This window comes from Pseudoalteromonas sp. APC 3250, assembly GCF_030407915.1.
Lineage (GTDB): Bacteria > Pseudomonadota > Gammaproteobacteria > Enterobacterales > Alteromonadaceae > Pseudoalteromonas > Pseudoalteromonas tetraodonis.
Map to the genome: position 1 here is coordinate 439041 of NZ_JASDCM010000001.1, position 19037 is coordinate 458077.

Annotated in this window: 17 protein-coding genes; 6 read left to right on the top strand and 11 right to left on the bottom strand. The window is 40.2% G+C overall.

From position 1 onward, the window contains the following. Positions 1 to 1016: 1016 nt before the first annotated feature. Positions 1017 to 1355 (bottom strand): Grx4 family monothiol glutaredoxin, encoded by a 339-nt coding sequence (locus QL986_RS01980; RefSeq protein WP_024602947.1) that lies wholly within the window; start codon positions 1353 to 1355, stop codon positions 1017 to 1019. 264 nt (positions 1356 to 1619) lie between these two features. On the opposite strand from QL986_RS01980, the gene QL986_RS01985 reads away from it, so the two are divergent. From QL986_RS01985 to QL986_RS02005, 5 genes are all read left to right on the top strand, one after another. Then, complete coding sequence (locus tag QL986_RS01985) at positions 1620 to 2201, top strand: Fe-Mn family superoxide dismutase (RefSeq protein ID WP_010388603.1); 582 nt, start codon at positions 1620 to 1622, stop codon at positions 2199 to 2201. A 209-nt stretch (positions 2202 to 2410) separates the two neighbouring features. Next, entirely contained in the window at positions 2411 to 4333 is a 1923-nt protein-coding gene (locus QL986_RS01990; RefSeq protein WP_036954370.1) for a PrkA family serine protein kinase, read from the top strand. 31 nt (positions 4334 to 4364) lie between these two features. Beyond that, positions 4365 to 5648, top strand: a complete 1284-nt coding sequence (locus QL986_RS01995; RefSeq protein ID WP_036954367.1) for a YeaH/YhbH family protein — start codon at positions 4365 to 4367, stop codon at positions 5646 to 5648. A gap of 18 nt (positions 5649 to 5666) precedes the next feature. After that, positions 5667 to 7181: a SpoVR family protein gene (locus tag QL986_RS02000; protein WP_036954365.1), complete on the top strand. Its 1515-nt coding sequence runs from the start codon at positions 5667 to 5669 to the stop codon at positions 7179 to 7181. Between the two features lie 5 nt (positions 7182 to 7186). Continuing rightward, on the top strand, positions 7187 to 8068 hold the full coding sequence (locus tag QL986_RS02005; RefSeq protein WP_013465183.1) for a universal stress protein: 882 nt from the start codon (positions 7187 to 7189) through the stop codon (positions 8066 to 8068). 10 nt (positions 8069 to 8078) lie between these two features. On the opposite strand, the gene QL986_RS02010 is transcribed toward QL986_RS02005, so the two are convergent. Together QL986_RS02010 and QL986_RS02015 are read right to left on the bottom strand one after the other, a co-directional pair. Beyond that, on the bottom strand, positions 8079 to 9050 hold the full coding sequence (locus tag QL986_RS02010; RefSeq protein WP_013465184.1) for a diguanylate cyclase: 972 nt from the start codon (positions 9048 to 9050) through the stop codon (positions 8079 to 8081). Between the two features lie 6 nt (positions 9051 to 9056). After that, positions 9057 to 10061, bottom strand: a complete 1005-nt coding sequence (locus tag QL986_RS02015) for a response regulator (protein ID WP_013465185.1) — start codon at positions 10059 to 10061, stop codon at positions 9057 to 9059. Positions 10062 to 10282: 221 nt separating this feature from the next. Here QL986_RS02015 and tpx point away from each other — a divergent pair, with 221 nt between their 5' ends. Continuing rightward, positions 10283 to 10864: a thiol peroxidase gene (gene tpx, locus QL986_RS02020; protein ID WP_036954362.1), complete on the top strand. Its 582-nt coding sequence runs from the start codon at positions 10283 to 10285 to the stop codon at positions 10862 to 10864. 75 nt (positions 10865 to 10939) lie between these two features. Here the strand turns inward: tpx and adk are convergent, their stop codons facing one another. The 8 genes from adk to QL986_RS02060 all read right to left on the bottom strand — a co-directional run bounded on the left by adk (position 10940) and on the right by QL986_RS02060 (position 18977). Then, positions 10940 to 11584, bottom strand: coding sequence for an adenylate kinase (gene adk / locus QL986_RS02025; protein ID WP_013465187.1), 645 nt, complete (start codon positions 11582 to 11584; stop codon positions 10940 to 10942). A 362-nt stretch (positions 11585 to 11946) separates the two neighbouring features. Continuing rightward, positions 11947 to 13860, bottom strand: coding sequence for a molecular chaperone HtpG (gene htpG, locus QL986_RS02030; RefSeq protein WP_036954359.1), 1914 nt, complete (start codon positions 13858 to 13860; stop codon positions 11947 to 11949). Positions 13861 to 13989: 129 nt separating this feature from the next. Beyond that, positions 13990 to 14703, bottom strand: coding sequence for an RluA family pseudouridine synthase (locus tag QL986_RS02035; protein ID WP_036954357.1), 714 nt, complete (start codon positions 14701 to 14703; stop codon positions 13990 to 13992). 105 nt (positions 14704 to 14808) lie between these two features. After that, positions 14809 to 15417, bottom strand: a complete 609-nt coding sequence (recR, locus tag QL986_RS02040) for a recombination mediator RecR (protein ID WP_024602877.1) — start codon at positions 15415 to 15417, stop codon at positions 14809 to 14811. A 6-nt stretch (positions 15418 to 15423) separates the two neighbouring features. Beyond that, entirely contained in the window at positions 15424 to 15750 is a 327-nt protein-coding gene (locus QL986_RS02045; RefSeq protein ID WP_013465191.1) for a YbaB/EbfC family nucleoid-associated protein, read from the bottom strand. Positions 15751 to 15810: 60 nt separating this feature from the next. Then, positions 15811 to 18144 carry a DNA polymerase III subunit gamma/tau gene (dnaX, locus tag QL986_RS02050; protein ID WP_036954352.1) on the bottom strand — a complete coding sequence of 778 codons (2334 nt, stop codon included), beginning with the start codon at positions 18142 to 18144 and terminating at the stop codon, positions 15811 to 15813. Positions 18145 to 18147: 3 nt separating this feature from the next. After that, positions 18148 to 18693 (bottom strand): adenine phosphoribosyltransferase, encoded by a 546-nt coding sequence (gene apt, locus QL986_RS02055; protein WP_013465193.1) that lies wholly within the window; start codon positions 18691 to 18693, stop codon positions 18148 to 18150. A 161-nt stretch (positions 18694 to 18854) separates the two neighbouring features. Next, positions 18855 to 18977, bottom strand: a complete 123-nt coding sequence (locus tag QL986_RS02060) for a hypothetical protein (RefSeq protein ID WP_255314607.1) — start codon at positions 18975 to 18977, stop codon at positions 18855 to 18857. Positions 18978 to 19037: the final 60 nt, after the last annotated feature.

Here is a 19037-nt window from a genome sequence, read left to right on the forward strand (position 1 = left end):
TTTTAAGAACTTGTAAATAACCCCCCCCTCAATAGTCAGTTTACGTAAACGTAAACCATGCAAATAATGAATAATTATTCATAGCCGTATTTTATTCTTTATTAACTTGCTGATATTTACCTTTTACAAGCAAATTAATTAATAGTTTTTTACAGTGGTTTAAATTAATGCATATATTATTTAATAGTTACCAGTATTTGCTTTCATATTATGCATCTACTGACGTTTTATCTACCTTACCTATAGGTAAACTTTGTTTGGCCACCTAAGCAAAAACAGTGACTGCTATGAACACAGTCATTAAATATAAAGCACTTTAAAATCAACATACTAAAAGTTAACATCTCACTTGACTGCGTAAAAATAGGCTCACTTTTGAGTAAGCTAGCACTGTTTACGAGTGAATTATTTTTAATTTTATCAACTATGGCCTGCGCATATGGCTTACTTTGAATAAGTATTAACGCCAAGGAACGGTGATGAAAAAAGATGCCTGTGCACAAAATAATTAAGTTAATTAAGCAAAAACGATAAGAAAAGCTTAGGGTCTGTTGACCTTTGCGGATTACAATTTGTTCAAACTAGGGGCGGTTTAATCTCGGCGCGAGGTTTGTAACCTAGTGGACTAAGTAAAAACCGAGCAACAAAGAGTAAATCGTCCCTAGGCAGAACCCGAAGTTCAGCGCCTGTTTGTTATTGATGCTGCGTTATCGCCTATTTATGAGGAATACCACACCACATAGGCTCTGCCTTGCCTAAATACCAAACAGACTGCTGCAAATTTAACCTTGAAAGGTCAACAGACCCTAATACTGTTCGTTACTTTTACAGCTTTTAATGGCAGCAAATTGTTTGAGGTGGGTATTATATCGACAGGTTATTGGATCGGCTGAGAATTAAATCCCCATCATAGGAAAATCAGCCTATACCATTGTGAAATCGGCAGGTTCAGTGCTATTTAAGCTTACGCTAGACATAAAAAAAGCTGCAAATTGCAGCTTTTTTTACCTAAACGCTTATTCAGCGTCTGCAGGTTTATGCTTTGCAGCTGTTTCAGCAATCAGTGGTTGTAATTCACCACGTTGAAACATTTCAATGATAATGTCACAGCCACCAATTAACTCGCCTTCAACCCAAAGTTGCGGGAAGGTAGGCCAGTTAGCGTAAGCAGGAAGCTCTGCACGAATGTCTGGATTAAGTAAAATATCCACATATGCAAACGGTTCACCGCACGACATTAATGCTTGTGATGCTTGTGAAGAAAAACCACAATTAGGCAGTTTTGGTGATCCTTTCATGTATAAGATGATTGGGTTTTCAGCAATTTGCTGTTTAATTTTATCGATGGTTTCCATTTACAACCTCAAAATGACGATAGCGAACACATTAGGCCTTGAAAAAGTTTCACTGTGGCCTCAGATATATAGATTAACATAGGCAATTAAAGCCTCAATCTTAAATAGCTTTAGCAAGAGCATTGCTGTTTGCTAAAACTTGAGTAAAATACTCAACAATTATAGTAACACTATATTCCTGTTTGGTATAGATAAGTGCCCTGTTTGCGCAGGCATTACGTATTACTAAATAGACTATCAACCAAAAGAAGATGGAGATAAAAAATGGCATTTGAACTACCGTCACTACCGTATGCAATTGATGCACTTGAGCCACATATTTCGCAAGAAACGTTAGAGTTTCACCATGGTAAACACCACAATACTTATGTGACTAAACTTAACGGTTTAATCCCAGGCACTGAGTTTGAAGGTAAATCACTTGAAGAAATCGTATGTTCTTCAGAAGGCGGTGTATTTAACAACGCTGCTCAAATCTGGAACCACACTTTCTACTGGAACAGCCTATCTCCAAATGGCGGTGGCGCTCCAACAGGTGCAATTGCTGATGCAATTAACGCTAAATGGGGCTCATTTGACGCATTTAAAGACGCGTTAAACGACAAAGCAGTAAATAACTTTGGTTCAAGCTGGACTTGGTTAGTTAAACTAGCTGATGGTTCACTAGACATCGTTAATACATCTAACGCTGCAACACCATTAACAGATGCAGGTGTTACACCAATCCTAACCGTGGATTTATGGGAACACGCATACTACATTGATTACCGTAACGTGCGTCCAGATTACCTTAAAGGTTTCTGGTCACTCGTTAACTGGGAATTCGCGAACGCTAACTTCGCATAATTAGTTTTAAACTAATCTTTAAAAAGACGCTTAGGCGTCTTTTTTTATGTCCGCTACTTTATTTGATTAGGGTTATACGTAGGTTGTTTTCTAAAAGTGCATCATGATCATTTTTCATATAAATTTTTAATTTTATTGCACAAAAATTTAAATTCGTGACTAGACTTTAAATAGTGAGTACATTTTCCAAGTAGGTTTCGGAGGTCATTATGACTATTTTTGATCACTACCAAGCACGTTATGAATCAACACAAGAAGAAGAGTACAGTGTTGCTGAGTTTCTAGAAATTTGTAAAACCGATAAGTCTGCTTATGCCAGTGCTCCTGAAAGATTACTGATGGCCATTGGCGAGCCTAAAATGGTAGATACCGCTACCGATACTCGTTTAAGTCGCTTATTTTCGAACCGTGTTGTTGCACGTTACCCTGCATTTGCCGATTTTTATGGTATGGAAGACGCCATTGAGCAAATTGTTTCTTATCTAAAACACGCCGCGCAAGGATTAGAAGAGTGTAAACAAGTGCTTTACTTGCTTGGTCCGGTGGGTGGCGGTAAGTCATCGATTGCTGAAAAGCTAAAGTATTTAATGCAACAAGTGCCTATTTATGCAATTAAGGGCTCCCCGGTTAATGACCATCCGCTGGCATTATTTGATCCCGTTGAAGATGCCAGCCTACTCGAAAAAGAATATGGAATTAAGTCTCGTTACCTCAAAACGGTAATGTCGCCATGGGCCGCAAAACGTTTACAAGAATTTAATGGTGATATTAGTCAATTTAGAGTGGTTAAACGCTTCCCATCAATTTTAAATCAAGTTGCGATTGCTAAAACAGAGCCCGGAGATGAAAACAATCAAGATATTTCTGCTCTTGTTGGTAAGGTAGATATTCGCCAACTTGAACACTTTGCACAAAATGATCCTGATGCTTATGCCTATTCAGGCGCATTATGTTTAGCCAACCAAGGCTTAATGGAATTTGTGGAAATGTTTAAAGCCCCCATAAAAGTGTTACATCCGCTTTTAACAGCGACCCAAGAAGGTAACTATAACGGCACAGAAGGCATAAGCGCCCTGCCATTTAACGGCATGATACTCGCCCACTCTAATGAATCAGAATGGCAAACCTTTAAAAACAATAAAAACAACGAAGCCTTTTTAGACCGTGTTTATATTGTTAAGGTCCCTTATTGCTTACGAGTGACCGAAGAAATTAAAATTTACGATAAGCTTATTGAACACAGTGAGCTTTACAACGCCCCCTGTGCGCCAGGTACACTTAAAATTTTAGCCCAATTTACCACTCTTTCGCGCTTAAAAGAGCCGGAAAACTCAAGCATTTACTCTAAGATGCGAGTTTACGATGGTGAAACCCTTAAAGACACCGACCCAAAAGCGAAGTCGTATCAAGAGTATCGTGATTATGCTGGTGTTGATGAGGGCATGACCGGTCTTTCAACCCGTTTTGCGTTTAAGATTTTATCGCGAGTATTCAACTTTGACACTACCGAAGTGGCCGCCAACCCTGTGCATTTGTTTTATGTGCTTGAGCAACAAATTGAGCGTGAACAATTTAGTGCCGAGGTTGAAGAACGTTATTTAAGCTTTTTAAAAGGCTATTTAATTCCACAATATGTTGAGTTTATAGGTAAAGAGCTACAAACCGCGTACTTAGAGTCATATTCAGAATATGGCCAAAATATTTTTGACCGCTACGTTATTTATGCTGATTTTTGGATTCAAGATCAAGAATACCGCGACCCTGATACAGGGCAATTATTTGACCGTGATGCACTCAACGCTGAGCTTGAAAAAATAGAAAAGCCTGCAGGTATTTCAAACCCTAAAGATTTTAGAAATGAAATTGTTAACTTTGTACTGCGTGCTCGCGCTCATAACAATGGCAAAAATCCGCTGTGGACAAGTTATGAAAAACTACGCACGGTTATTGAGAAAAAAATGTTCTCAAACACGGAAGACTTACTCCCTGTTATTTCATTTAATGCAAAAACATCAGCTGAAGATCAGCAAAAGCATGAGGACTTTGTTAATCGTATGGTTGAAAAAGGCTACACGCAAAAACAAGTGCGCTTGCTATCTGAGTGGTATTTACGGGTTAGAAAATCGCAATAACCTTCATAATTGCAGTTTTTAGGAGGTCATTATGGCGCATTTTATCGACAGGCGTTTAAATGGCAAAAACAAAAGCACAGTTAACCGCCAGCGTTTTATTAGGCGTTATAAAAAGCAGATCAAAGAAGCGGTGTCTGATGCGATCAATAAACGCAGTGTCACTGATTCAAGCTCTGGAGAGAGTATCTCTATTCCGCAGCGCGATATTAGTGAACCTACTTTTCATCAAGGTAGAGGCGGTAATAGAGAGCAAATACACCCTGGGAACGATCAGTTCTCTACTGGCGACAAAATAGAACGCCCTAAAGGAGGCAAAGGCGGTGGCGCAGGCGAAGGTGAAGCAAGTGACTCTGGCGAAGGCCAAGATGAATTTGTTTTTTCTATCTCTAAAGATGAATACCTTGATTTGTTATTTGAGGATTTAGAACTCCCTAACTTGCAAGAAAATCAGCTTGATAAGCTCGTACAAATGAAAACCCATCGCGCTGGGTTTTGCAGCGATGGTATGCCCAGTAATATTGATGTAGTGCGCTCATTACAAGGTTCTCTAGCTCGTCGTATTGCAATGACCGCAGGTAAAAAACGCCGCCTTAGTGAGCTTGAGGGACAACTAGCACTGCTGCTTGAACAACCACACTGTGATAAAGCCGCTGTGGCCTTATTACAAAAAGAAATCGACACACTCAAACAGCAAATAAAAACCGTGCCCTTTATCGATAATTACGACTTACGTTTTCGTAACTACGACAAGCAACCACACCCAACCAGTAAAGCGGTGATGTTTTGTATTATGGATGTGTCAGGTTCGATGGACCAAGCAACAAAAGACATGGCAAAACGCTTTTACATTTTGCTTTATCAGTTTTTAACTCGCAGCTACAAAGACATCGACGTTGTGTATATTCGCCATCATACCCAGGCTAAAGAAGTTGATGAGCAAGAATTTTTTTATTCACAAGAAACAGGCGGTACCATTGTTTCAAGTGCACTAAAACTGATGAATGAAATAATAGCTGAGCGCTATAATTCTGATGAATGGAATATATACGCAGCACAAGCTTCTGATGGCGATAATTGGGCCGATGACACGCCCCAATGTGGGCACATTTTACGTAATAAAATACTTAAAGCTGTTCGCTATTTTGCCTATATAGAAATTACCACACGTGCTCATCAAAGTTTATGGCGCGAGTATCAAAACATTAGTCAAACGAACAGTAATTTTGCCATCCAGCATATCCAAGGTGTTGAAGATATTTACCCTATATTTAGGGAGCTATTTAAAAAAGGTCGTCAACAGCAAGGGGCTGCATAGCCAAAGCGAGGTAGCATTATGAAAGATAATCGAATAAGTGATGGGCCCGATTGGACCTTTGAACTATTGCAACAATACCAAGACGAAATAGCGCGTGTGGCTGAGCACTATAAGCTAGACACCTATCCTAACCAAATTGAAGTGATCACCGCAGAACAAATGATGGATGCCTACTCAAGTGTAGGCATGCCCATTGGCTACACTCACTGGTCGTATGGTAAAAAATTTATTCAAACGGAGCAAAATTATAAACGCGGTCAAATGGGACTTGCGTATGAAATTGTGATTAATTCGAACCCCTGTATTGCTTACCTAATGGAAGAAAACACCCTTCCGATGCAGGCACTGGTTATGGCACATGCTTGCTATGGGCATAACTCATTTTTTAAAGGGAATTATTTATTTAAAACATGGACTGATGCAGGCTCAATTATTGATTATTTATTGTTTGCTAAAAACTATATTAGCCGCTGTGAAGAAAAGTACGGTATTTCCGAAGTAGAAAGCATACTCGACTCATGTCATGCATTAATGAGTTACGGTGTTGATAGGTACAAACGTCCACAACGAATTTCGTTATTTGAAGAGCAAAAACGCCAGCAAGAACGGGCTGAGTATTTGCAATCACAAGTTAACGAATTATGGCGTACCATTCCTTCTCAACAGCAAGAGTCAAAAAAACACGAACGCCACTTCCCGCAAGAGCCACAGGAAAATATTCTGTACTTTATTGAAAAAAATGCCCCTTTACTCGAGTCATGGCAGCGAGAAATCGTCAGGATAGTGCGAAAAATATCACAATACTTTTATCCGCAAAAACAAACCCAAGTAATGAATGAAGGTTGGGCCACTTTTTGGCACTATACTATTTTGAACCATTTATATGATGAGGGAAAACTAACCGACTCATTTATGTTGGAGTTTTTACAAAGCCATACTAATGTTGTGTACCAACCTCCATACAATAGCGATTATTACTCAGGTATTAACCCCTATGCACTGGGCTTTAATATGATGGTTGATATACGTCGTATTTGTGAAAACCCAACAGAAGAAGATAAACGCTGGTTTCCTGAGCATGCGGGCAGTGACTGGCTCGAGACACTGCACTTTGCAATGCAAAATTTCAAAGATGAGAGTTTTATTAGCCAATTTTTATCCCCTAAGCTGATTCGGGATTTTAAATTATTCACCATAGTCGACCATGCTAGTAACCCACATTTAGAAATAGGCGCTATTCACGACGATAATGGCTACAAAGCGGTTAGAGAAGCACTTTCTACACAATATAACCTTAGTAATCATGAGCCTAACATACAAGTTTACGATGTTGACTTACGCGGCGACCGCTCTTTAACCCTACGATATATCCCTCACAACGCCGTTCCACTGGCTAACTCCCATAGGGAGGTATTAAAACACCTTTACAGACTATGGGGCTTTAAGGTAAAACTGGAACAGGAGTCAAATTCTGGTGAGATTTCAACCATTGGTCAATGTCCAATTGATGATTCACGCCATACAACAGAGTAAAAATAATGGACAAAAAAAAGCTTCTTGTACTGATTGATTCGGTTGAATTTGCAAAAACGTCATTGCAGCATGCTAAACAAAAAGCGCTGCAAGGCAATAAACATATTGATATTGTTGCATTTAGCTTTGAAGAAACCGGCAATATTTTATTTTCTCTGTCGCCAGAACAATTGCTTTCACTCCAAGATAAATGCCTTTCATCATTAAGGGCACAGTTGGAGCCACTGATTAGCGCAGAACTGGAGGGTTGCAGTTATACCTTTCAAACCGCATGGCATGAAGCCCCCGAGCAGTGGCTTAACGAAGATATTAATACTGATGATTACGAAATGGTGATAAAAACACGCCATATCGACAGCGACAGCCAATTTAGTGAACTTGATTGGCAACTTATCCGCTTTACGCCCATCGCTTTGTATTTAGCGGCAGATAACAAATGGCGCAAGCATACCAACATACTCGCCGCACTTGATTTAGCCAGCGAAAAAACCGCAAAACATAAGCTTAATCAGTCAATTATTAAATATGGCCTAGCATACGCACAGCGAACAGACTGTGAATTTTATGCCGGCTACACAGTGTATATTTCTCCAATATTAAGAGATTTAGGCTTAGTATTTTCAGAAGAGCAACTAGTCAATGCCTTTGAGAAATTACCTCAATCACAGCAACAACTCATTATTGATAATAACTTACGCGACAAACTTTATATTAAAGCGGGTTTACCTGAGCAGGTGATCCCAAGCTTAGCGGCCAAGCTCAATGCTGATTTAGTGATTATAGGATCTGTTGGGAATGTAGGAATTAAAGCAAAACTCATTGGTAATACTGCAGAAAAAATAATGCGCTTACTTAAAACTGACTTGCTTATTTTACCCCCCAATTAAAAAATGATGCCTAAGCATCATTTTTTATATCAGCGTATACCGACACTTTATTTCGACCTGTTTCTTTTGAATGATAAAGCGCTTTATCGGCAGCTTCAATCCATCGTTCGTGATCTTTAAACTGATCATCAAAACACGCAATACCCACACTAATGGCCATATGCACCGTGTGCTCATTGTATTTCGCCGGAGAGGTTTCAATTAATTGGCGTAAACGTTCAGCAAATACAATCGCCCCTTGTTTATCGGTATCTAATAAAGTAACAACAAACTCTTCACCGCCGTATCGCCCAGCAATGTCTGTTTCACGCAATGCAGTTTTCAGTAAACTCGCTATATGACGAAGTGCTTCATCTCCAGCACTGTGTCCAAAATCATCATTTACCTTTTTAAAGTGGTCAATATCAAAAATTAATAACGAGCAACAACCTTCGTTTCGCTTCGTTCGTAAAAATTCTTGGTGCAGTAAGTGCTCCCAATGCCCTCTATTGGCAAGCTGGGTTAAACTATCTGTTTGGCTTACTTGTTCTAGTTTTTTATTTAACTCTTCTAGTTCTTTTTTGTTAACCGCAATATCTGTCACATCGTAAATAATAATACAAATATGCTCGACTTCGCCTCGCACATTGGTAAGTGGAATAAACGTGGCATTTTGATACATATAGTCCGCTTTACCGGTAATTGGTCGGTAGTTTTTAAAACGAAAAATATACGGCTGCTGCTCCCAAATAGTAAATGAACGATTCTTTAATACAAACACTGACTCAGATTTACTTCTAAACCATTTTTCATCAATGGCCGGAAATAAATCAAATAAGTCTTTGTCTTTTACAGCGCTCGGTAACAAACCAGAATGATTTTCCATAAAACCATTCCATACATGCACTTTGTATTCTCGATCGAGTACAACAAGACCGACATCAACCGTATTAAACATATCCATTAACCAATGGATTTCATTCAAATCTAAATCAGCTGGCATAAATATTTAATCTTCTAGTAGATAAGCAACTTTGTATTTCAAAGTTTTTAGTGAATCTTCAGTAAAGAGCAACATTAAATCACAACTAATATCATGATTTTCAATACCGTAACTTATTTCTATGGCTAGAGTCCGTTGCCAGCGCGACTTATTCGACTGAACAAGTTCAGAAACGTCCCGATGCTGCCCCAAAACTATTGGATGCCCTTGGCTAAAGGTCATGTCGAGCTGTTTTGACAAGCCGGTTAAAATAGCGCCTATTAAAATGTTACTTACATCCATTAGCAACTCTAACTCAACCTTGTCGTTTAGTTCACCTTCGTAATTCATCAGTGAGGCTATTTCTTTAAAACTAGAGTCATTTAAAAGTAATAATGCCTCGCCAGATACCCCGCCACCTATAAAGCCTTGGCAAATACCCGATGTAGTATCATTGGTATCAACAGAGCTTAACGCCATGTTGAGCTCACTGACTTCTAAAACATTAACATTAGGAATGGGTAACTTAACAAATACATTAAGCAGTCTTGCAAGTAAATCTCCCGCTTGACCCATGGCAACATTAGTCAGCTCTTGATATATATCACGAACATCAGGGTCAACTTGTTCACCTAACGAGTGAGACATGCGTTCACGCAGTGCTCTATCTCTAATACCATGATGTTCAATAATGGCAGCAAGCTTTTCGGGGGAACACGGTTTTTGAATAAAATCTATGGCGCCAAGCTCAAGCACACGTTGATGCGCACTCGGTTGAATATCGCCTGATACCACAACAGTGAGAACGTCGAGTCCTTGCTCTTTCATTGCAGCAAGCACGCCATAGCCGTCCATTTCTGGCATATTTAAATCAAGGAAAAGAATTTCAGGCTGGGCTTTAGTTATTTGTTTTATGCAGTCTACACCGTCACATGCAAATTCAACTTTAATATCCCAATCATCGGGTAAAGAGCGAGCTAATTGACGTCTAGCTAGTTTTGAATCATCACAAATTAAAACCGATGTTGACATATTATCTCTCTATTTTAAAACTTGTTGTACGCTGACACCGCAAAAAATAAAGGCACGGATATTATTAATTAATACCTATTTCTTATATATACATAGTAATCAAAGTATTGCTTATTTACAATTTTAGGGAAAAATAAACGCGTCAATTATTCTGCTTGGTAACTCCATCACAGTATAATACACTCACCACTATTACGTTAATTCTTAAAAGGAAAAAATCCATGCGTCGTTCATTAGCCTTTGCATTGAGCCTATTTTGTTGCACTAGTTTTGCATCAGAGTTACCTGAAAACACCTTAGATGCAGGAAAAGTAACAGCGCAAGGTAAACCTGTTACGTTACTAGGCCAAGGCCTCAAAGTCGGTGCTGATGCGCCAAATTTTAAAGTGGTCGACGACAGCTTTACTGCCATTACATTAGAAAATTACCAAGGGCAAGCTGTATTAATCAGCGTAGTACCAAGCTTAGATACTGGCATTTGTAGCCTACAAACAAAGCATTTTAATGAAAAAGTAGCGCAACAGTTTCCTGGCGTGGCCATGTTGACGATTAGTGCCGACCTACCTTTTGCACAAAAACGTTTTTGCAAAGCAGAAAATATCGATAAAGTTACGACACTGTCTGATTCTGTATGGCGTGATTTTGGCCAAAAGTATGGGTTAATAATTAAAGATATGGGGTTACTTACTCGCGCTGTTTTTATTCTCGATAAAAGCCATAAAGTTATATATAAACAATTAGTTACTAGCTTATCAACCGAGCCTGAATACGATAGCGTTATTGAAAAGCTTAAAACGCTTTAAAGGTCGAATTTCAGATAATAAAAAACCGCTATGAAGCGGTTTTTTTTTAATTATGCTTTTAATTTTAGATAAAAATTAACCCAAAAGCTCAGCTAGTTGCTTGCTTACTGCTTCAACCGCTTGAGTACCGTCTAATTTATGGTACTGCGTATTACCCGCTTGCGCTTCTGCTTGGTAGTAGTCAACCAATGGCATTGTTTGCTCATGGTAAATGCCTAAGCGTTTACGAACTGTCTCTTCTGTGTCATCCGCACGGATAATAAGCTCTTCGCCTGTTTCGTTGTCTTTACCTTCCTCTTTTGGTGGATTGTAAACAACATGATAAACACGACCAGAACCAGGATGAACACGACGGCCACCCATACGCTCAACAATCACTTCATCAGCAACATCAAATTCAATAACGTGATCAACGACAACGCCATTATCTTTCATTGCATCAGCTTGTGGAATGGTACGTGGGAAGCCATCAAGTAAAAAGCCTTTCTCACAATCAGGTTTTGCAATGCGCTCTTTAACAAGGCCAATGATGATGTCATCAGAAATTAACTGACCTGCGTCCATTACTTTTTTTGCTTCAAGGCCAAGTGGTGTGCCCTCTTTAATTGCAGCTCGTAGCATATCACCGGTAGAAATTTGTGGAATACCGTATCTATCCATTAAAAACTGAGCTTGAGTACCTTTACCTGCACCCGGCGCGCCCAAAAGAATAATGCGCATATCATTGTCCCCTAATATGAGAGTTTATTTTAAAGTCTGAATTCTTCCACAAGCGCCGCAGATACTCAAGTAACTTATACTAATTGTCTAGAGTCTGTTGGCCTTTGCGGATTAATATTTGTGCAAACTAGGGGCACTTTAATCGCGGCGCAATGTTTGCTACTTAGTAGGCTGAGTAAAAATCGAGCAAAGCTTCTGCGTCCTGCTCACGCCATTTGCCACCATCCATGTAGGCAGACAGACCCTTTCGGGCAGCGTCTATGCAGCAAATTTAACCTTTAAAAATCAATAAACTCTATGCTCCAGCGCATAAAAAAAGGGAACAAACGTTCCCTTTTTACTCAATCATTGATTTTTAATACTTATTTGCTTAAATCAAGCATAAGTTTATTTAAGCGAGTGACAAATCCAGTTGGATCTTTAAGCGTACCGCGCTCAGCTAGTAATGCTTGATCTAGCAATACATGTGACCACTGCGCAAATTTATCTTCGTCTTGCTCATCATTTAAATGCTTAACAATCTGATGCTCAGGGTTTAGCTCAAACACAGGTTTAGCTTCTGGCACTGCTTGACCTACTGACTCCATCAGCTTTTGCATTTGCGAGCTCATGTCGTTGTCGTCGCTCACCACACAGGCTGGCGAATCGGTTAAACGATGTGTAAAGCGTACTTCTTTAACATCATCACCTAATGCGGTCTTAATACGCTCAATAAGGCCTGCAACTTCTTTTTCAGACTCTTCTTGTGCTTTTTTAGTTTCTTCGTCGTCTAAGTCGCCTAAATCTAAATCACCGCGAGTAATTGATTGAAATTGCTTGTCTGCAAATTCAGTTAAGTGGCTCATCATCCACTCATCAACACGGTCACTTAGTAGTAAAACTTCAATGCCTTTTTTGCGGAAGATCTCTAAATGCGGTGAGTTTTTAGCTGCAATAAATGAGTCAGCAACAACATAGTAAATTTTATCTTGGCTGTCTTTCATACGCTCAATGTATTGTTCAAGCGAGACATCTTGAGTGTCTGAATCGGTATGCGTTGAAGCAAAACGTAATAGCTTAGCAATGCTCTCTTTGTTAGCCGCATCTTCAGCTGGGCCTTCTTTCATTACTTGACCAAATTCATTCCAAAACGTTTGGTAATCATCGGCTTTGTTTTTCGCCATACGCTCAAGCATTTTAATAATACGCGACGTACACCCCTTACGGATAGCTTGGGTCACTTTGTTATCTTGAAGTATTTCACGCGATACGTTCAGTGGTAAATCATTTGAATCTAATAGACCTTTAACGAAACGCAGGTAGCTTGGCATAAACTGCTCAGCATCATCCATAATGAATACACGTTGCACGTATAATTTTAAGCCACTTTGGCGCTCGCGGTTCCATAAATCAAACGGCGCTTTTTTCGGAATGTATAACAAACTGGTGTATTCAGTTTTACCTTCAACTTTGTTATGTCCCCAACTAAGTGGATCTTCCCAGTCATGGCTTACATGCTTGTAAAATTCTTTGTATTCATCTTCAGAGATTTCAGACTTATCACGCGTCCATAATGCCGTAGCACGGTTAATGCTTTCCCACTCACCAGGAACTGCTGGAATTTTCTCACCGTCTTCGCCTTCAGACTCTGGTACTTCTGCTTTGTACATTTGTACTGGTGTAGAAATATGATCAGAGTATTTAGTCACGATACTACGAAGGCGCCATTCGTCTGCGTACTCTTTTTCTTCTTCACGTAGGTGTAGAATAATGTCTGTACCGCGGCCTTCTTTTTCAATTTCTTGCAGCGTGTATTCACCTTCACCTTTTGATTGCCACTCTACAGCCGTTGTCTCGCCTGCTTTACGGGTACGCACTGTCACTTCATCAGCAACAATAAACGCTGAGTAAAAGCCCACACCAAATTGACCAATAAGTTGTGAATCTTTGCTTTGGTCGCCCGTTAAGTTTTTGAAAAACTCTGCGGTACCCGACTTTGCAATTGTACCTAAAGAGCTGATCACTTCATCACGTGTCATACCAATACCATTATCAGAAATGGTTACCGTATTGGCTTCTTTATCAGCACTAATACGTACACGTAAATCAGCATCACCTTGATATAAGTCGCCGTTTGATAACGCTAAAAAGCGTAATTTATCGGCTGCATCAGATGCGTTTGATACAAGCTCACGTAAAAATATTTCTTTATTAGAATAAAGCGAGTGAATCATTAAGTTTAGTAATTGTTTTACTTCTGTTTGAAAGCCTAATGTTTCTTTTTGTGCTGCAGTCATTTATGTATCTCCAATTTGCAAAGTGTCTGCGTTATGCACTTAATATGGGGGGAGGTGTCAGAACTTCAAGGGAAAAAAGTAAAAAAAGCTGCCAGCAAAAAACAACAATATTATAAAAACAATATCTGTTCAAAATGGGCTGGCACAGTGTAAATGCATCGGCTTTTGAGTGCTTGGGTGATGAAAATATATATCGCTGGCATGTAGCTGCAAACGCGACGCCATCTGCTCACTCTGTTCACTTTTATACAAATCGCAACCTAAAATAGGATGCCCAATTGCATGACTATGAATACGTAATTGATGCGTTCGACCAGTAACGGGGGTAAATTGCACTAACGTCTTTATTGGTTGAATAAAACGCTTAAGTACTGTGTAGTGTGTTAAGGCCGCTTTGCCTGTGGTGTTACATAACTTAACACGAGGAAAATAGAGTTTGTCTTTAGCAATCGGGTAATTTATTTGTCCGTGGTTATCGCACACTTTTCCTTGTAACATAGCGACATAGCGTTTGCTTATGGTGTGACTTTGAAATTGTTGATTGAGGTTTTTTGCCGACTCACTATTGAGTGCCACCAGCATGATCCCTGAGGTACCAAAATCTAATCGATGAGGTAACTTTGCTTCTGCAAAGGCGGCTGTTTTACCCTGTTGACCATTGACTAAGCGATAATGAACGGAATCCCAATTTAGTGAGTTTTTACCCGACAAACTCAATAAACCACTGGGCTTATTGATCACTAAAAGCGCCTCATCTTGATAAATAATTTTTATGTGTTCATGGCAAACAGGTGCGATAAAGTCATCAACAATCACATTAGCACTTTGGGTTATTGCAGCCATATCATCCTTAAACTTTTGTTTGTATTGCAATTAAAGCCAACAAAAAAGCCTACAGCATGTATGTAGGCTTTTAAAGTAAGTTCAAATAGTTAAGCTTAAAATAAACTATTCATGGCTGACTAATCGCCTACCGCTAAATGCATGCATAAGCGTCATTCCATCGACTAAATCAAGCTCACCACCAACAGGAATACCATGAGCAATACGCGATGCACCCACATTGTTTTTGTGGCAAAGCTGAGCAATATAATGCGCCGTTGTTTCGCCTTCAACCGAAGGATTTGTGGCTAAAATGACTTCATTAATACCGCCTTGCGCAAGCTTTTGCTCGAGTACATCAAGGCCAATTTCTTTAGGCCCTATGCCATCAATCGGTGATAAATGCCCCATTAATACAAAGTAAAGCCCTTTGTATTGACCTGTTTGCTCAATGGCGAGTACATCCGTTGGCGATTCAACAACACATAAAATACCACTGTCTTGGCGTTTAGTGCTTAAGCAAATATCACACTGCGCCTGCTCGGTAAATGTGCGGCACGATTGGCAATGACCTACAGCGCTCATTGCTTTAGTCAAGGCATTACCAAGTTGAGCACCGCCTTTACGGTCGCGCTCTAACAAATGAAACGCAATACGCTGGGCAGACTTCGGACCGATGCCGGGCTGACAACGCAGTGCCTCTATCAGCGATGTTAAACTATCTGAAAGTTGCATAGTTGCTTAGAACGGCATTTTCATACCAGGTGGTAACTGCATACCGCCTGTCACTTTACCCATGCGTTCTTGCGTTTCATCGGCAACACGGCGCACAGCATCGTTACATGCTGCAGCTAATAAATCTTCAATCATGTCTTTGTCGTCTTCCATTAAGCTTTCATCAAGCTCAACACGGCGCACGTTGTGGTTACCAAGCATGGTTACTTTAACTAAACCGGCACCAGCTTCACCAACGACTTCCATTGTTGCGATTTCTTCTTGGGCTTTTTGCATGCGCTCTTGCATTTGCTGCGCTTGCTTCATCATGTTACCCATTCCACCTTTAAACATAATCGTCTCTCTTTCTTTTAATACATTAACTGAAGTATAAATAAGGGCACTGATAGTTAATTACAATGCCTGAATACTGTTTTCGTCAATTTCAGCGCTAAATAGCTGTTGAAATTGTACTATATTTTCATCGCTTGTGATCACATCAATCGCTTGCTGGTGACGACCTGCATCAATTTTTTGTTGAATTAGATAAGGCGAGTCAATCACCCCACTGGCAAAGTCGATATTTAGCTCAACGTTATGTCCATAAATAGTCGATAACGCCACATTTAACTTTTGGCGCAGCATAGGCGTATCTAAATGCTTTTGCGATTCATCCACTTCAATATGAAAATGATTGTCTTGCTTGGTAAAAATTGAATGCAAGGCAAACTGGCGCATGCGCCCGCCAAGCCCCATTCGCTTAATTAAATAAGCCCATTCATCTTGTTGATGGGCAAATCTAATTTCACTGATGGGGCTTTGAAAATCATCCGGCACCGGAATACTTGGTGCTTGTTCAACAACAGGAGCCGGTTTTTGCGGATTAATTTGCTCTAATAGCTCAGGCGCAAGATTTTCGGTAATTGTTTGATGCTTTGCTTTAAAGTCGACTTTATTTGCAGGTTTAGTGCTTACCTGTGGCTTGCTCCCTGACATGGGGAGCGCTGGCTTTTTTGGTAACTCATCACCCGTCTCACTATCCCATGGAGGCGGCTCCTGCGCTACAGCTTGAGGTGTATTGCTAATAGGTTTATCGACGGGCCTAGCAGGGGTCGATTTTGGCACAACAGGTTTTTCGGTTGCTGCGCTTGACAGTTTACCCGCACCGGAAATATTTCTGTCACGTAAAATACGCGCTATTGCAGACTGTGCACGTGCTTCTTGCTCGCCCATTGTTGGCGCTGAATGCTCAGTGCTACTAGGTACGTTTGATAGCTCAGGATTAAATCCTTGGTCAACCGCGCTACTCATTACATCATCGTATTGCGCTGCAATGGTTTGTTCTACATCGCTGTGCTGCATGTAGGCATCATCTTCGCTTTGACGCTGCGCTTGTTCATCGCTCATTGGCGTTGTATCAGACATGTTTGGCTGACTTTGTGTTGACTCTTGCTCAATGTGAGTCGGGCTATTATCAGAGCGCGAAACCTCAGGCTCAGGAGCCTCTATTGGCTGTGGATTATGTATTGATGGCTGACTTTCAGTGCTATTGCTCTGCGCTGGTTTATTTTTATTTAAAATATCACGCAATGCATTGGTACGCCCTGTGGCATTTTGCTCTGGCGCGGGTTGCGAGCTAGGTGCTGAATGCGTCGTTTGTGAGTGCTCAGGTTGAAATGCTAACAATCGTAGCATAATCATCTCAAACCCTAAGCGTGGCTCAGGCGCCCACTGTAAATCTTTTTTGCCATTCAGTAATAACTGATAATACACTTGAATTTGCTGAGCATGAGTGTGCGCTGCAACATGCTTAATGTAGTCAGCATTATTGCTATCAAGTGCTGCCGCTTCAGGCACTAATTGGCTTAATTGAATAATATGCGTAAGTGCAATTAAGTCATCAAGTAGTGCAATGTAATTAGGATTTCTGCTCGCGACTTGGGCAACTTCAGCCATTAAGGCTGCGCCATCCTGCGCGAGTAATGCAGCGAGTAAACTCTGACTATAATGGGTATCCATTAAACCAAGCATGGCTTGAACAGCTTGATTATTAATATCGCCATTTGTTTGGGCAATAGCCTGATCGGTCAGGCTCAGCGCATCTCGCATACTGCCATCAGCTGCTTTAGCAATAATACTTAGGGCATCATTATCAAAATTGAGCTGCTCTTGCGTAAGAACATGCTCAAGCTGTTGCTTAATTTCAGCTTGCGACAAGGCATTTAAATTAAACTGTAAGCAGCGCGATAAAATAGTTACCGGTAATTTTTGTGGATCGGTGGTCGCCAGTAAAAACTTTACATGCTCAGGTGGCTCTTCGAGCGTTTTTAATAAGGCATTAAAGCTGTGCTTTGACAACATGTGTACTTCATCAATTAAGTACACTTTATAGCGTCCGCGGGTTGGCGCATATTGAACGTTATCGAGTATTTCGCGAGTATCTTCAACTTTTGTGCGTGAGGCCGCATCTATTTCGAGTAAATCAATGTAGCGCCCTGCTTCTATATCAACACAGCTACTACATTGACCACATGGTGTGGCAGAAATGCCCTCATCACAATTTAAGCTTTTAGCAAAAATACGCGCAATGGTCGTTTTACCAACACCACGGGTTCCAGTGAATAAATAAGCGTGATGCAGTCTATTTTGACTCAGCGCATTAACCAGCGCTTGTTTAACATGAGACTGCCCAACCAATTCATGAAAGGTTTGAGGACGCCATTTTCTCGCTAGAACCTGATAACTCATCGATTATTCGCCTTCGAATTCAACCAATTTTAGGATTTTAATACCCATTTTTTCAACACGCTGCTCCCCACCTAGTTCAGGTAACGATACGACGAATGCTGCATCTGTGGCGTTGCCGCCTAATTTTGCAACCAACTTGGCTGTTGCTTCAATTGTACCACCGGTCGCCAACAAGTCGTCAACTAGCAATACTTTATCACCGGCTACAATCGCATCAGTATGAAGCTCTAATGTATCTTCACCATATTCGAGTTGGTAATCTTGGCGAATAACTTCGCGCGGTAATTTACCAGGTTTGCGAACAGGGATAAAAGGAATTCCCAAGGCATAAGATAGCGGTGCACCAAAAATAAAGCCACGCGATTCTGTGCCAATAATTTTAGTAAAACCTTGATCTTTATAGGCGTTAATAAATGCATCTATGGTTGCTTTAAACGCTTCAGGGTTTGCCATTAGGGTTGTTACATCGCGAAACATAATGCCCGCTTTAGGGTAATCAGCAATTGTAGTAATGCTGTTTTTGATAATTGCTGGTGTTACTTGAGTCATAATTTTAACTGCTCAATGGTTCATATTACAAAGCAGGTGATTATAACCTTAAGTGAGCGTAAATTGCGAGTTTGCGGTAGTTATAAAAATTCAGGAAGGGTAAACAAGATAAAAAAATATAAGGCTGATGAAAACAACAGCCCTATGAAATAAAGCAAAAATTACGTCAAGCTGGTGATCCAACCTAAAATAGCATTTAAACACCCTATTCCAGCAAACACGGCTAAAAATGCAAAAAAGTAAGCCGCATTAAACGGGTCTTTAAACTCTTTATCATCTGACATCGGTACAACCTTTTATTAAGCACAACAAATAAAGGCGTTATAATAGACGATGTGAAATAA

Coding starts and splice junctions, on each gene's coding strand:
- QL986_RS01980 (WP_024602947.1), bottom strand. CDS start 1,355: ATGGAAACCATCGATAAAATTAAACAGCAAATTGCTGAAAACCCAATC.
- QL986_RS01985 (WP_010388603.1), top strand. CDS start 1,620: ATGGCATTTGAACTACCGTCACTACCGTATGCAATTGATGCACTTGAG.
- QL986_RS01990 (WP_036954370.1), top strand. CDS start 2,411: ATGACTATTTTTGATCACTACCAAGCACGTTATGAATCAACACAAGAA.
- QL986_RS01995 (WP_036954367.1), top strand. CDS start 4,365: ATGGCGCATTTTATCGACAGGCGTTTAAATGGCAAAAACAAAAGCACA.
- QL986_RS02000 (WP_036954365.1), top strand. CDS start 5,667: ATGAAAGATAATCGAATAAGTGATGGGCCCGATTGGACCTTTGAACTA.
- QL986_RS02005 (WP_013465183.1), top strand. CDS start 7,187: ATGGACAAAAAAAAGCTTCTTGTACTGATTGATTCGGTTGAATTTGCA.
- QL986_RS02010 (WP_013465184.1), bottom strand. CDS start 9,050: ATGCCAGCTGATTTAGATTTGAATGAAATCCATTGGTTAATGGATATG.
- QL986_RS02015 (WP_013465185.1), bottom strand. CDS start 10,061: ATGTCAACATCGGTTTTAATTTGTGATGATTCAAAACTAGCTAGACGT.
- tpx (WP_036954362.1), top strand. CDS start 10,283: ATGCGTCGTTCATTAGCCTTTGCATTGAGCCTATTTTGTTGCACTAGT.
- adk (WP_013465187.1), bottom strand. CDS start 11,584: ATGCGCATTATTCTTTTGGGCGCGCCGGGTGCAGGTAAAGGTACTCAA.
- htpG (WP_036954359.1), bottom strand. CDS start 13,860: ATGACTGCAGCACAAAAAGAAACATTAGGCTTTCAAACAGAAGTAAAA.
- QL986_RS02035 (WP_036954357.1), bottom strand. CDS start 14,703: ATGGCTGCAATAACCCAAAGTGCTAATGTGATTGTTGATGACTTTATC.
- recR (WP_024602877.1), bottom strand. CDS start 15,417: ATGCAACTTTCAGATAGTTTAACATCGCTGATAGAGGCACTGCGTTGT.
- QL986_RS02045 (WP_013465191.1), bottom strand. CDS start 15,750: ATGTTTAAAGGTGGAATGGGTAACATGATGAAGCAAGCGCAGCAAATG.
- dnaX (WP_036954352.1), bottom strand. CDS start 18,144: ATGAGTTATCAGGTTCTAGCGAGAAAATGGCGTCCTCAAACCTTTCAT.
- apt (WP_013465193.1), bottom strand. CDS start 18,693: ATGACTCAAGTAACACCAGCAATTATCAAAAACAGCATTACTACAATT.
- QL986_RS02060 (WP_255314607.1), bottom strand. CDS start 18,977: ATGTCAGATGATAAAGAGTTTAAAGACCCGTTTAATGCGGCTTACTTT.